This is a genomic window from Phenylobacterium sp. (genome assembly GCF_036263695.1).
Lineage (GTDB): Bacteria > Pseudomonadota > Alphaproteobacteria > Caulobacterales > Caulobacteraceae > Phenylobacterium.
The window spans coordinates 1-11,133 of sequence record NZ_DATAGM010000306.1; the positions used below are offsets into that span (position 1 = coordinate 1).

Consider the following 11,133-nt stretch of genomic DNA (forward strand, 5'->3'; position numbering starts at 1 on the left):
CGAAACCGGCGGGCCCGAGGTTCTCAAGTACGAGGAGGTCCCCGATCCCACTTGCCACCGCAAGGGCGTCATCGTCCGCGTCGAGGCGGTCTCCATCGAGGGCGGCGACACCCTGAACCGCTTCCGCGGCCGGATGGTCACGAACCCCCACATCGTCGGCTACCAGGCGGCCGGCGAGATCGTCGAGGTCGGCGAGGAGGTGACGAACCTTAAGGTCGGCCAGAAGGTGGTGACCAGCGGCAACCACGGCAGCCACGCCGAGCTGCGCGCCGTCCCCGCCCGCAGCGCCTGGGTGATCCCTGACGGCATGGACATCCAGAAGGCCGCCGCGATTCCCGTGCCGTTCGGCACCGCCCACGACTGCCTGTTCGAGTTCGGCCGGATGCAGAAGGGCGACGTGGTGCTGGTGCAGGCCGGCGCGAGCGGCGTCGGCGTCGCGGCCATCCAGCTCGCCAAGCAGGGCGGCGCCTCGCTGGTGCTGGCCACTGCCTCGTCGGACGAGCGGCTGGAGCGGCTGAAGCCCCTCGGGCTCGACCACGGCATCAACTACAAGGACAAGGACGTCGCCGCCGAGGTCCGCCGCCTGACCGACAACAAGGGCGCCAACGTCGTCGTCGACAGCGTCGGCGGCTCCACCCTGCAGGGCTCGATCAACAGCCTGGCCTACCGCGGCCGGGTCTCGATGGTCGGCCAGGCCGGCCGCGAGCCGATGAAGGTGGACGTCGGCATGATGATGGGCGGCAATCAGAGCCTGTCCGGCGTCTTCCTGGGGGCGGAGATCGGCACCGACCGGGTCTACAACAACATCCAGCGGCTGATCGAACAGGTCGCCCGCGGCGAGCTCGAAGTGGTCATCGACCGCACCTTCCCGCTCTCCGAAGCGGCCGAGGCGCACCGCTACATCGAAAGCCGCCAGGCCGTCGGCCGGGTGCTGCTGATCCCCTAGCTCGAGCGTTGAGGGGACGGCCGCCCCGCGCGGCCGTCCCACGGCCTGGAGCCACACGTTGGACTTGGCCAAGCGCGCCTATGACCACAGCTACCGGATCGACCCGATCGTCCGGAGCCTGCTCGACACCGACTTCTACAAGCTGCTGATGGCGCAGTTCATATTCGAGCGGTACCGCGACGTGCGGGTTCGCTTCGCGCTGACCAACCGCACCAGGTCCGTACGGCTGGCCGACCTCATCGACGAGGCTGAACTGCGCGCGCACCTCGATCACGTGCGGTCCCTGCGGTTTCGCGAAAACGAGCTGATCTGGATCGCCGGGGCGAGCTTCTACGGCCAGCAACGGATCTTCCGGCCGAAGTTCATCGACTTCCTTCGCACCCTGCAGCTGCCCGACTATGAGCTCACCCCAGACGACGGTCAGTACCGGCTGAGCTTCGAGGGCTCCTGGGCCGAGACGACCTGGTGGGAGATTTACGCGCTGGCGATTGTCAGCGAGCTCAAGAGCCGGGCGGCGCATCGAAGGCGCAGCGAGATCGAGCTCGACTTTCTCTACGCGAGCGCCAAAGCCAAGCTCCTGGCGAAGCTGCGACGGCTGAAGGGGTTCCCAGGCCTTTCCATCTCCGAGTTCGGAACGCGCCGGCGGCACGGGTTCCTCTGGCAGGAGTGGGGCGTGCTGGCCATGGCGGAGGTGCTCGGCGACGCCTTCGTCGGCACCAGCAACGCTCACCTGGCCTTCAAGCACGGCTTCGAGGCCAAAGGCACCAATGCGCACGAGCTGCCGATGGTGCTGGCGGCCCTGGCCGGCGACGACGCGGAACTGGCGCAGGCCCAGTACCGCTTGTGCGCCGAATGGCAGGACACCTACTCCGGCAACCTGCTGGTCGCCCTGCCCGACACCTTCGGCACCACCCAGTTCCTGCGCCATGCGCCCGACTGGCTGGCGCGCGACTGGAAGGGCTACCGGCCGGATTCCAAGCCGCCCTTCGAGGCCGGCGAGGAGCTGCTCGGCTGGCTTCGAGCCCGCGGCGTCGAACCGCGCGAGCGGTTCGTGCTGTTTTCAGACGGATTGGACGTCGGGATCGAAGGCTTCCGGCCTCATGGCGTGGACATCCTCGACATCCACCACAAGTTCGCCGGCAGGATCGGCCTGGCCTACGGCTGGGGCACCAACGCCACCAACGACTTCCGCGGCTGCGACCCGCGCGGCGAGGCCCTGTTCGATCCCTTGTCGCTTGTCTGCAAGGTGACCCACGCCGACGGCCGGCCGGCGGTGAAGCTCTCCGACAACTATGAGAAAGCCTCCGGCCCGCCCGACGAGGTCGCCCGCTACTGGCAGGTGTTCGGAACGGAGGGTGTCAGCCGGGCCCCGCTACAGGTCTAACCTCGGCTTCGGGCTTGCCAGCGACGGACCGGCGAAGGTCATATGCGCGGCCACAGGAGAGAGCCCCAATGCCGAAGGCCGCCGCCAACGGAATCGAGATCTACTACGAGACGTTCGGCGATCCGGCGAACCCGCCGATCCTGCTGATCAACGGCCTGGGCTCGCAGATGACCCGCTGGCCGGAGGCCTTCTGCGAGAAGCTGACCGCGAACGGCTACTTCGCGATCCGCTTCGACAACCGCGATGTCGGCCTCTCCACCTGGTTCAAGCCAGGCGACACCTATCGGCTGGAGGATATGGCCGCTGACGCCGTGGGCCTCCTGGATGCGCTGAAGATCGAGAAGGCGCACCTGGCGGGGGTCTCCATGGGCGGGATGATCGCCCAGACGGTGGCGGCGAAACATCCGGACCGGGTGCTCTCGCTGACCTCCATCATGTCCGCCATGGGCGACCCGGAGGGCATGCGCTCCACGCCGGAAGCCGGCGCCGTCCTCAACACGCCCGCGCCGGATCCCACGAAAGACTTCGAGGCGTTCGTCGCGCACGGCATGCGCAACGCGCGCACCATCGGCAGCCCGGCCTACCCCTGGACCGACGAGCAGATCCGCCAGCGGATCACCTCGGAATACCAGCGGGCCTACAACCCCGCCGGGGTGGCCCGGCAGCTGGCGGCGATCCGCGCGACCGGCGACCGCACCGAGTGGTGCCGCACTATCGCCTGCCCGACGGTCGTGCTCCACGGTGAAGCCGATCCGCTGGTGCCGCTGGCCGGCGGCCAGCGCACCGCCGCCGCCATCCCCGGCGCGGAGCTGCGGGTGATCGCCGGCATGGGCCACGACCTGCCGCCGGCCCTCTACGAGACCGTCGCCGACGCCATTTTCGCCGCCGCCGCGCGCGCCAAGGCGACGGCCTGACCGACCGCATCTGAACGAGAAGAGAATAGGGGAAGAACCATGGACAGGTTGCAAGGCCGCTCGACCGTCGTCACCGGCGCCGCCAGCGGCATCGGCCGGGCCAGCGCCATCCTGTTCGCCCAGGAAGGCGCCGCTGTCGTCTGCGTCGACAGGGCCGAGGCGGTCGCCGACACCGTGAAGCAGATCACCGATGCGGGCGGCCGCGCGGTGGCGATGACGGGCGACGTCTCCGACGAGACCTTCGTCGAGAGCTTCATCGCCCGGGCTGTCTCCGACTTCGGCGGGCTCGACGCCTGCTACGCCAACGCCGGCATCGGCAGCGCCGGCCAGGCGGGCTTCACCGAACTGACCGCCGAGCACTGGATGACGGTGCTGAAGGTCAACCTGATCGGCCCCTTCCTGGCCATCAAGCACGCCTCCAAGGTGATGATCCCGGCCGGCAAGGGCTCGATCATCTGCACGGCGTCCGTGGCGGGCATCCGGTCCGGCGCGGGGGGCGTGCCCTACTCCGCCTCGAAGGCCGGGGTGATCAACCTCGTCCAGACCACCGCGAACGAGTTCTACGGCACGGGCGTTAGGGTCAACGCCATCTGCCCGGGCCTGATCGAGACCGGGATGACCCGCGGCGTCTACGAATACGCCCGGGCCAAGGGCACGGCCGACCGGATCGGCCAGCTCAACCCGCTGGCCCGCGGCGGCGAGCCGTCCGAGATCGCCCACGCCGCGCTGTTCCTGGCCTCCGACGACAGCTCCTACGTCAACGGCCAGGCCATCGTTGTGGACGGCGGGCTCTCCTCCTCTCACCCGGTCGCCCGGCGCGGGAAGCGGTGATCTACCTCGTCCGCCACGGCCAGACCGAATTCAACCTCGCCCGCCGCTACCAGGGCGCTCTGGATTCGCCGCTCACCGAGCACGGCGTCCGCCAGGCCGAGCAGATCGGCGCGCTGCTGTCCGGACTGCTCGAGGGCGAACCCTGGACGATGGTCTCCAGCCCCCAGGGCCGGGCCCGGCGGACGGCGGAGATCATCAACGCACGGCTCGGCTTGCCGCTCGGCTTCGACGACCGGCTGCGGGAGATCAGCCTGGGCTCCTGGGACGGGCTGCTGATCGACGAGGTTGTCGATAAGCTGCCGCCGGGCGCCGGCGTTTGGGAGCGGCAGCTCCACGCGCCAGGCGGTGAGAGCTTCGAGGCGATCGCCGCGCGGATCGGCGACTGGCTTACGGACGTCGACGGCGCCGGCCGCCGGATCGTCGCCGTCTCCCACGGCATGGCCGGCCGGGTGCTGCGCGGCCTCTACGGCGGCCTTTCAAGGCAGGCGATGCTGGAGCTGGACGTCCCGCAGGACTCGGTGTTCCGGCTGGCCGGCGGCCGCATCGAACGGATCGACTGTGCTGCCGAGGCGCAGGCCGCCCAACCGGCAGACTAACCGCCATTCCCTCCTACCTCGCCCGCGAAGCGGCTGGAGGTAGGAGCGGCGGGAGGTGTTGAGCCGCGACCTCACCGCCCGCAACATGACCGGATGCGGATCAAGGAGATCGTCTTCGACTGCACCTGGCCGGCCAGCCTGGCCCGCTTCTGGGCTGGCGCGCTGGAGGGCTATTCGGTGCGCCCCTACGACGATGCGGAGATCGCGCGCCTCGGCGCGCTGGGCTTGACGCCGGAGACCGACCCCACGGTGATGATCGACGGGCCCGGCCCCACCCTCTGCTTCCAGCGCGTGGACAAGCCGGACCTGGCCCGCAATCCGGTCCACCTGGACCTCGTCGGCGGACCGAGGGGCGTCGAGGTGGAGCGGCTGGCCGCACTCGGCGCCACCGTGCGCGAGCACCACGACGGCTACACGGTCATGCTCGATCCCGAGGGCAATCCGTTCTGCGTGCAGGATCCGCGGTAGCGGCTAGTGCAGCCTTGGCCGCCAGCCGGCGTCGCGGCCGCGGGGCTCGATCCAGTGGAGGGCGGCGAGCACCCCCACCGCCGTGAGGGCGCCCAGCACAAATGCGGCGCTGGCGACGCTGGCGATGCCGGCGGCCCCCACGCTCAGCGGCTTGGGCGCCATCCATTGCACCACCTCGTTCTCCGGCTCTTCGTTGAAGTCGTCGTCGTCGAGGACGTATTCGCTCATGTCGCGCTCCCGCTTCCCGAGGGCAAACTAGCATGGACAGCGACGGTTCCGCGCGGGGGCGCCGCTGGCCTTGACCCGTTCCGGGCTGTAGAAGCGGCGCTGACGCATCATCGCTGAGAGCAAGAGAGCCCGATGGCCGGACACTCACAGTTCAAGAACATCATGCACAAGAAGGGTCGCCAGGACGCGATCCGATCGAAGCTCTTCTCCAAGCTGAGCCGCGAGATCACCGTCGCGGCCAAATCCGGCCTGCCCGACCCCAACATGAACCCGCGCCTGCGGCTGGCGGTGGCCAACGCCAAGGCCGAGTCCATGCCGAAGGACGTGATCGAACGGGCGATCAAGAAGGCGACCGGAGGCGACGCCGAGACCTACGACGAGATCCGCTATGAAGGCTTCGGACCCGGCGGCGTCGGCGTCATCGTCGAGGTGCTGACCGACAACCGCAACCGCGCCGCCGCGAACGTGCGCGCCATCTTCTCCAAGAACGGCGGCAACATGGGCGAGACAGGCGCCGTCTCCTTCATGTTCGACCGGGTGGGCCAGATCGTCTACCCGGCCTCCGCCGGCTCGGAGGAGAAGGTGATGGAGGCCGCCATCGAGGCCGGCGCCGACGACGTGGAGTCCGACGAGGAGTCCCACACCATCTACACCGCCTTCGAACAGCTCTCGGAAGTGGCCCAGGCGCTGGAGGCCGCGCTCGGCGAGCCGAAGTCCACGGCCATCGCCTGGCGGCCCAAGACCCTGACGCCGGTCTCCGGCGACGCGGCCGCCACCCTGATGAAGCTGCTCGACGCCCTAGAGGACGACGATGACGTCCAGAACGTCTGGGGCAACTACGACATCGCCGCCGACGAGCTGGAGCGGCTGGCGAGCTAGCTGCGGGCGGCCGCCAGGTCCGCCTTCATCCGCGCGACGACCTCGGCCCAATCGCCGGGGGTGGTCTGCCGGTAGAGCCGGAGCGACGGGTACCAGGGGCTGTCGGCGCGCCCGCGCAGCCAGCGCCAGTCGGTCCCGTGGGCCGGCAACATCACCCAGCAGGGCATTCCCAGCGCGCCCGCCAGGTGCGCCATTGAGGTGTCGACGGTGACCACCAGGTCCAGCCCCTGGATCCGCGCGGCGGTGTCCAGGAAGTCTCCGCGCGGCGTCTGCAGGTCCACCAGTTCGGCCACCTCGCCGAGCGGCGCCAGCACGTCGGGCGAAGGCAGCGAGCGGCGGGCGTCGTTGGGATGAGTGGGATCGCCCCGCCAGACGAAGCCGACGCCGTCGCGCTTCGGGTCGGCGGGCGCGCGCAGGTAAGGCGCGGGCGGGATGGTCTCCAGCGTCGTGCCCAGCAGCCGGGGCAGCGAGAAATTGCGGACATAGACGTCGGCGGGCGGCGGGGCCGCCCCTTCGGTCGGGAAGATGTCGACGCCGAGATCGCCGAACAGCCGCGCGAGCGGCGGCGAGCAGGCCAGGGTCACGCGCCCGGCCCCCTTCAGCAGCGGGATGTAGCGGGCCATCTGGATCTCGTCGCCGAGCCCCTGCTCAGGCCAGACCAGCAGCCGGCGCCGGTCCAGCGGGTCGCCGTTCCACTCGGGGATGTCGCCGCCATCCAGGGGGGTCGGGTCCACGGACTTGCGGGCCTCGTAGAGCGCCCACCCCTGGGGGTAGAGCCCCCGTCCCAGCAGCACCATCCCGAGCCCGGAGATCGCCCGCTGGTGGTCCGGCCGGAGCTGCAGCGCCTGGACCAACGCCGCGGTCGCCGCCTCATGGTTTCCGGTGTGGAAGGCTTGGAAGCCCTGCTCGTAGAGGCTCTCGAAAGCGTCGGCCATGCCCCCCCATAGCACGGGCCACCGCGCACCCAACCGCCACCTTAGGCGTTCCGTATCCGGACCAAAACGGAGGCGGGATGATCGAGCACTGGCTCTGGGATTACGTGGGCCCGATCGCAGGCGCGATCATCGCCGGGGCCCTGATCGGGTTCGAGCGGGAGTACCGCGGCCGGCCGGCGGGGTTTCGCACCCATATCTTGGTGTGCCTCGCCTCGGCCCTACTGATGCTCGGCGCGGTCAACCAGGTGGAGTGGATGCGCGACACCAGCTCCGAGGTGATCCGCATCGATCCGGTACGGATGGCGCACGGCATCCTCACCGGCATCGGCTTCCTGTGCGGCGGGGTGATCTTTCGCCATGGCCTCAGCGTGCACGGCCTGACCACCGCCGCGTCCCTGTGGATCACCTCGGCGCTCGGCACGCTCTTCGGCGTCGCGGCCTACGGGCTGGCGGTCACCGGGACGATCGCGACGCTGATCGTTCTGGCGGTCTTGCGGCTGTGCGACGAGCGCCTCCCGAGCCTGCGGGTGATCGACGCGACGGTCCGCTACCGGCGCCCTGAGGCGGCCTCGGAGGACGAGTTCCGCGCGGCCCTGAAGGCGCTGGGCTTCGGCCTGGGCGGCGTCAGCCAAAGCCTCGCCGACGAGGGCAAGGTGGTGGAGTTCGGCGCCACCCTGCACGCGGGCAAGGGGGCGGCGACCGACGTCCTGGCCGAGCGCCTGAAGTCCGATCCACGCGTCCTGGAGTTCTCCCTGGCGCCCCGCAACGACTGAGCGTCAGGCCGGCGCGCAGGTCCGAAGGTTCACCGGATCGGCGGCCTTGCGGGTCCAGCCGTCCGAGGTGCGCGAGAAGGTGGCCGTGGCCGAAGCCGGCTTCTGCTCGTTCATCGCCGGGTCGCGCGCTGTCCAGGTCATCGCCGCCAGCACCTTCTCGGTGACGCCGGCCGCCCGCTCGGTCTCGTCGATGGGGCTCTCCACCTTGCACGTCACCTCGAACTGCTGACAGGCCTCGCCCTCGGGGCCTTTCGCCTGCCGGCAGGCCGCTTCGGTCTTCATGATGTCGCCGCGCCAGTCCTTGATGGCGACATCCAGCCCCGCATGGGGATTGGCCGAGTCTCCGCCGCCGCCCTGGCCGCAGCCGGCCATCATCAGGGCCACCGCCGCCCACCACGCCGTCTTCACGATAGCAGATCTCCGTCGCTTGGCCCGCCCGCGCGGTCCTTTGCGGTAAAACGCGGTCAGATTGCGGCGAGGTCCCGCAAGCGCCCGCCCGGAACATCGGTCGCAGCTTCAATTCATCCTTAACCCTACCGCCCCCTACATCGGCCAAGTACACTTGGAACGAATGCCGAACGCGATGATTCTCGCCGCCGCACGGGCAGGGCCTGCGCCCGTCCGCATCCTGGGCCTGGACCCGGGCCTGCGCCGCACCGGCTGGGGCGTGGTGAGCCTGGACGGCGCGCGGCTGTCCCATGTGGCCCACGGGGTGATCGTCCCGTCCGAGAGTGCTCCGTTTTCGGAACGGCTGCTGCACCTGTTCCAGGCGATCTGCGCGGTCATTGCCGAGCATGCGCCCGACGAGGCGGCTGTCGAGGAGACCTTCGTCAACATGAACCCCGCCTCGACCCTGAAGCTGGGCCACGCCCGGGCCGCGGCCATCATCGCTCCGGCTCAGGCCGGCCTGCCGGTGGCCGAATACGCCGCCACCGTGGTGAAGAAGGCTCTGGTCGGCACCGGGGCCGCCGACAAGACCCAGGTGGCCTTCATGGTCCGCCGCATCCTCCCTTCGGCCGGCGACGCCACCGCAGATGCGGCCGACGCGCTCGCCGTCGCCATCACCCACGCCAACTCGCGCAAGCTGACGGGCCTTTCGCGGGCGAGGGCCGGATGATCGGGCGGCTGCGCGGCCAGGTCGCCGAGGTTGGCGAGGAAGAGGCCCTGATCGACGTCATGGGCGTGGGCTACCTCGTGCGCTGCGGCACCCGCACCCTCTCGCGCCTGCCCGAGCTCGGCTCCGAGGTGGTGATTCACGTGGAGAGCCAGTTCGGCGAGCAGACCGGCCTTCGGCTCTACGGCTTCCTCTCGCGGGAGGAGCGGCGCGCCTTCGTCATGCTGCAGGACATCCAGGGCGTCGGCCCCAAGGCGGCGCTCGCCGTGCTCGACGTGCTGCCGCCGGCCGAGCTCGCCGCCGCCGCGGCCCGGGACGACAAGGCGGCGGTCGCCCGCGCCTCGGGCGTCGGCCCCAAGCTGGCGGCCCGCATCGTCGCCGAGCTGAAGGGCAAGCCGATCTCCGACAGCCCCGTCGCCGCCTTCCACGCCGAGGTGGCCGCTGCTGCGCGGGCCGCAGCCAAGCCGTCCGCCGCCGGCGAGGCGGTCGCCGCCCTGATGGGACTGGGCGTCGCCGAGGCGCAGGGCCGCCGGGTCGTCGAGCAGGCGTTGGGGCGGCTGGGTGAGGAGGCCGAGGCTCCGGCGCTGATCAAGGCCGCCCTGCAGGAGCTCGGCCGATGACCCGCATCGTTTCCGGCGAGCCCGAGCCGATGGAGCCCTCCGACCGGGCCATGCGGCCCCAGACGCTGTCCGAGTTCGTCGGCCAGGAAGCGGCCAAGGGCAACTTGTCGGTCTTCATCGAGGCGGCCAAGTCACGCGGCGAGGCCCTCGACCACGTGCTGCTCTTCGGGCCGCCCGGCCTCGGCAAGACCACCCTGGCGCAGATCGTCGCCCGCGAGCTGGGCGTGAACTTCCGCGCCACCTCCGGGCCGGTGCTGGCCAAGGCCGGCGACCTGGCGGCCATCCTGACCAACCTCGAGCCGCGCGACGTGCTGTTCATCGACGAGATCCACCGCTTGGCCGCGCCGGTCGAGGAGATCCTCTATCCGGCGATGGAGGATCACGTCCTCGACCTGATCATCGGCGACGGCCCATCGGCCCGTTCGATCCGCATCGACCTGGCGCCCTTCACCCTGGTGGCGGCGACGACCCGGGCGGGCCTGCTGGCCACGCCGCTGCGCGACCGCTTCGGCATCCCCCTGCGGCTGGAGTTCTACACGCCGGCCGAGCTGGAGCGGGTGCTGGCCCACGCGGCCGGCAAGATGGGCGTCGGCCTGGCGCAGGACGGAGCCGCCGAGATCGCGGCCCGCGCCCGCGGCACGCCCCGCGTCGCCGGCCGGCTGCTGCGCCGGGTCCGCGACTTCGCCGAGGCCGACGGCGCCAAGGTGATCGACCAGAAGGCGGCCGCCAAGGCGCTGGCACGCCTGGACGTGGACGAGGCCGGCCTCGACGCCCTCGACCGCAAGTACCTGCGCGCGCTGATCGAGAACTACGCCGGCGGGCCGGCCGGCGTGGAGACCCTGGCCTACGCCATCGCCGAGGCCCGCGACGCCGTCGAGGACGTCATCGAGCCCTTCCTGATGCAGCAGGGGTTCATCCAGCGCACCCCACGCGGCCGCACCGCCTGCGCGAAGGCCTACGCCCACCTGGGACTGACGGCGCCGCCGCCGGTCGTCGTGCCGCCCGCTAAGGCCCAGCCGGGGCTGTTCGAGGACTGAGGCGCGGGAAGCCCCCTCCACCGCCTCCGGCGGAGAGGAGCTGCGGCGGCGCGGCGATTCTCCTCCCCCTCTGGGGGAGAGGACCACGCGAAGCGTGGTGGAGGCGGCCTTTCCCGCGGTAAGACCCCAATATGGACTCCCCCGCCCCCACCGCCGGCTGGTTCGTCGATCGCGAGCATGTGCTGCCGGTGCGCGTCTACTACGAGGACACCGATTTCACGGGCATCGTCTACCACGGCGCCTACGTGCGCTTCTTTGAGCGGGGGCGGAGCGACTGCCTGCGGGCCATCGGCGTCCGTCACGCCGAGCTGGCGGCTGCGGACGAGCCGGCGGGGTTCGCCGTCGTCCGAATGGAGGTCGAGTTCCGAAGGGCCGCACGGATCGACGACGCGCTCCACGTGCGCACCG

15 protein-coding genes are annotated in these 11,133 nt (G+C 70.6%); 12 read left to right on the forward strand and 3 right to left on the reverse strand.

Features of this window, described 5'->3' with window-relative positions; genetic code table 11:
* The 6 genes from VHK87_RS12435 to VHK87_RS12460 all read left to right on the forward strand — a co-directional run.
* Nucleotides 1–946: quinone oxidoreductase family protein (locus VHK87_RS12435; protein ID WP_329635213.1), on the forward strand; the 946-nt coding region annotated here is incomplete at its 5' end.
* A gap of 58 nt (nucleotides 947–1,004) precedes the next feature.
* A complete protein-coding gene (locus tag VHK87_RS12440) occupies nucleotides 1,005–2,330 on the forward strand; it encodes a nicotinate phosphoribosyltransferase (RefSeq protein WP_329635214.1) in 1,326 nt (441 codons plus the stop codon).
* Nucleotides 2,331–2,398: 68 nt separating this feature from the next.
* Nucleotides 2,399–3,244, forward strand: coding sequence for an alpha/beta hydrolase (locus tag VHK87_RS12445; protein ID WP_329635215.1), 846 nt, complete (start codon nucleotides 2,399–2,401; stop codon nucleotides 3,242–3,244).
* Between the two features lie 39 nt (nucleotides 3,245–3,283).
* A complete protein-coding gene (locus tag VHK87_RS12450; protein WP_329635216.1) occupies nucleotides 3,284–4,075 on the forward strand; it encodes an SDR family NAD(P)-dependent oxidoreductase in 792 nt (263 codons plus the stop codon).
* Nucleotides 4,072–4,671 carry a histidine phosphatase family protein gene (locus tag VHK87_RS12455; RefSeq protein WP_329635217.1) on the forward strand — a complete coding sequence of 200 codons (600 nt, stop codon included), beginning with the start codon at nucleotides 4,072–4,074 and terminating at the stop codon, nucleotides 4,669–4,671. The genes VHK87_RS12450 and VHK87_RS12455 overlap by 4 nt, the downstream gene beginning before the upstream one ends.
* Before the next feature lie 93 nt (nucleotides 4,672–4,764).
* Nucleotides 4,765–5,139 carry a VOC family protein gene (locus VHK87_RS12460; RefSeq protein WP_329635218.1) on the forward strand — a complete coding sequence of 125 codons (375 nt, stop codon included), beginning with the start codon at nucleotides 4,765–4,767 and terminating at the stop codon, nucleotides 5,137–5,139.
* A gap of 3 nt (nucleotides 5,140–5,142) precedes the next feature.
* Here VHK87_RS12460 and VHK87_RS12465 read toward each other — a convergent pair whose 3' ends face one another.
* Nucleotides 5,143–5,367 carry a hypothetical protein gene (locus VHK87_RS12465; protein ID WP_329635219.1) on the reverse strand — a complete coding sequence of 75 codons (225 nt, stop codon included), beginning with the start codon at nucleotides 5,365–5,367 and terminating at the stop codon, nucleotides 5,143–5,145.
* A gap of 132 nt (nucleotides 5,368–5,499) precedes the next feature.
* On the opposite strand from VHK87_RS12465, the gene VHK87_RS12470 reads away from it, so the two are divergent.
* Nucleotides 5,500–6,246, forward strand: a complete 747-nt coding sequence (locus tag VHK87_RS12470) for a YebC/PmpR family DNA-binding transcriptional regulator (RefSeq protein WP_329635220.1) — start codon at nucleotides 5,500–5,502, stop codon at nucleotides 6,244–6,246.
* Here the strand turns inward: VHK87_RS12470 and VHK87_RS12475 are convergent.
* Nucleotides 6,243–7,181 carry a hypothetical protein gene (locus VHK87_RS12475; RefSeq protein ID WP_329635221.1) on the reverse strand — a complete coding sequence of 313 codons (939 nt, stop codon included), beginning with the start codon at nucleotides 7,179–7,181 and terminating at the stop codon, nucleotides 6,243–6,245. The genes VHK87_RS12470 and VHK87_RS12475 overlap by 4 nt on opposite strands.
* Nucleotides 7,182–7,258: 77 nt before the next feature.
* Between VHK87_RS12475 and VHK87_RS12480 the strand changes: the two genes are divergently transcribed.
* Nucleotides 7,259–7,954, forward strand: coding sequence for an MgtC/SapB family protein (locus VHK87_RS12480; protein ID WP_329635222.1), 696 nt, complete (start codon nucleotides 7,259–7,261; stop codon nucleotides 7,952–7,954).
* 3 nt (nucleotides 7,955–7,957) lie between these two features.
* Here VHK87_RS12480 and VHK87_RS12485 read toward each other — a convergent pair whose 3' ends face one another.
* A complete protein-coding gene (locus tag VHK87_RS12485) occupies nucleotides 7,958–8,362 on the reverse strand; it encodes a hypothetical protein (protein WP_329635223.1) in 405 nt (134 codons plus the stop codon).
* A gap of 163 nt (nucleotides 8,363–8,525) precedes the next feature.
* Between VHK87_RS12485 and ruvC the strand changes: the two genes are divergently transcribed.
* The 4 genes from ruvC to VHK87_RS12505 all read left to right on the forward strand — a co-directional run.
* On the forward strand, nucleotides 8,526–9,071 hold the full coding sequence (gene ruvC / locus VHK87_RS12490) for a crossover junction endodeoxyribonuclease RuvC (protein WP_329635224.1): 546 nt from the start codon (nucleotides 8,526–8,528) through the stop codon (nucleotides 9,069–9,071).
* Nucleotides 9,068–9,688, forward strand: coding sequence for a Holliday junction branch migration protein RuvA (ruvA, locus tag VHK87_RS12495; protein WP_329635225.1), 621 nt, complete (start codon nucleotides 9,068–9,070; stop codon nucleotides 9,686–9,688). Before ruvC ends, ruvA begins: the two co-directional genes overlap by 4 nt.
* Nucleotides 9,685–10,725 (forward strand): Holliday junction branch migration DNA helicase RuvB, encoded by a 1,041-nt coding sequence (gene ruvB, locus VHK87_RS12500; RefSeq protein WP_329635226.1) that lies wholly within the window; start codon nucleotides 9,685–9,687, stop codon nucleotides 10,723–10,725. Before ruvA ends, ruvB begins: the two co-directional genes overlap by 4 nt.
* Nucleotides 10,726–10,856: 131 nt before the next feature.
* Nucleotides 10,857–11,133 (forward strand): hotdog domain-containing protein (locus VHK87_RS12505; RefSeq protein ID WP_329635227.1); only part of this gene is annotated, 277 nt, incomplete at its 3' end.

Bases quoted from the DNA above. Each gene is read 5' to 3' on its own strand.
- VHK87_RS12445 (WP_329635215.1), top strand. From the start codon at position 2,399: ATGCCGAAGGCCGCCGCCAACGGAATCGAGATCTACTACGAGACGTTC.
- VHK87_RS12450 (WP_329635216.1), top strand. From the start codon at position 3,284: ATGGACAGGTTGCAAGGCCGCTCGACCGTCGTCACCGGCGCCGCCAGC.
- VHK87_RS12460 (WP_329635218.1), top strand. From the start codon at position 4,765: ATGCGGATCAAGGAGATCGTCTTCGACTGCACCTGGCCGGCCAGCCTG.
- VHK87_RS12465 (WP_329635219.1), bottom strand. From the start codon at position 5,367: ATGAGCGAATACGTCCTCGACGACGACGACTTCAACGAAGAGCCGGAG.
- VHK87_RS12470 (WP_329635220.1), top strand. From the start codon at position 5,500: ATGGCCGGACACTCACAGTTCAAGAACATCATGCACAAGAAGGGTCGC.
- VHK87_RS12475 (WP_329635221.1), bottom strand. From the start codon at position 7,181: ATGGCCGACGCTTTCGAGAGCCTCTACGAGCAGGGCTTCCAAGCCTTC.
- VHK87_RS12480 (WP_329635222.1), top strand. From the start codon at position 7,259: ATGATCGAGCACTGGCTCTGGGATTACGTGGGCCCGATCGCAGGCGCG.
- ruvC (WP_329635224.1), top strand. From the start codon at position 8,526: ATGCCGAACGCGATGATTCTCGCCGCCGCACGGGCAGGGCCTGCGCCC.
- ruvA (WP_329635225.1), top strand. From the start codon at position 9,068: ATGATCGGGCGGCTGCGCGGCCAGGTCGCCGAGGTTGGCGAGGAAGAG.
- ruvB (WP_329635226.1), top strand. From the start codon at position 9,685: ATGACCCGCATCGTTTCCGGCGAGCCCGAGCCGATGGAGCCCTCCGAC.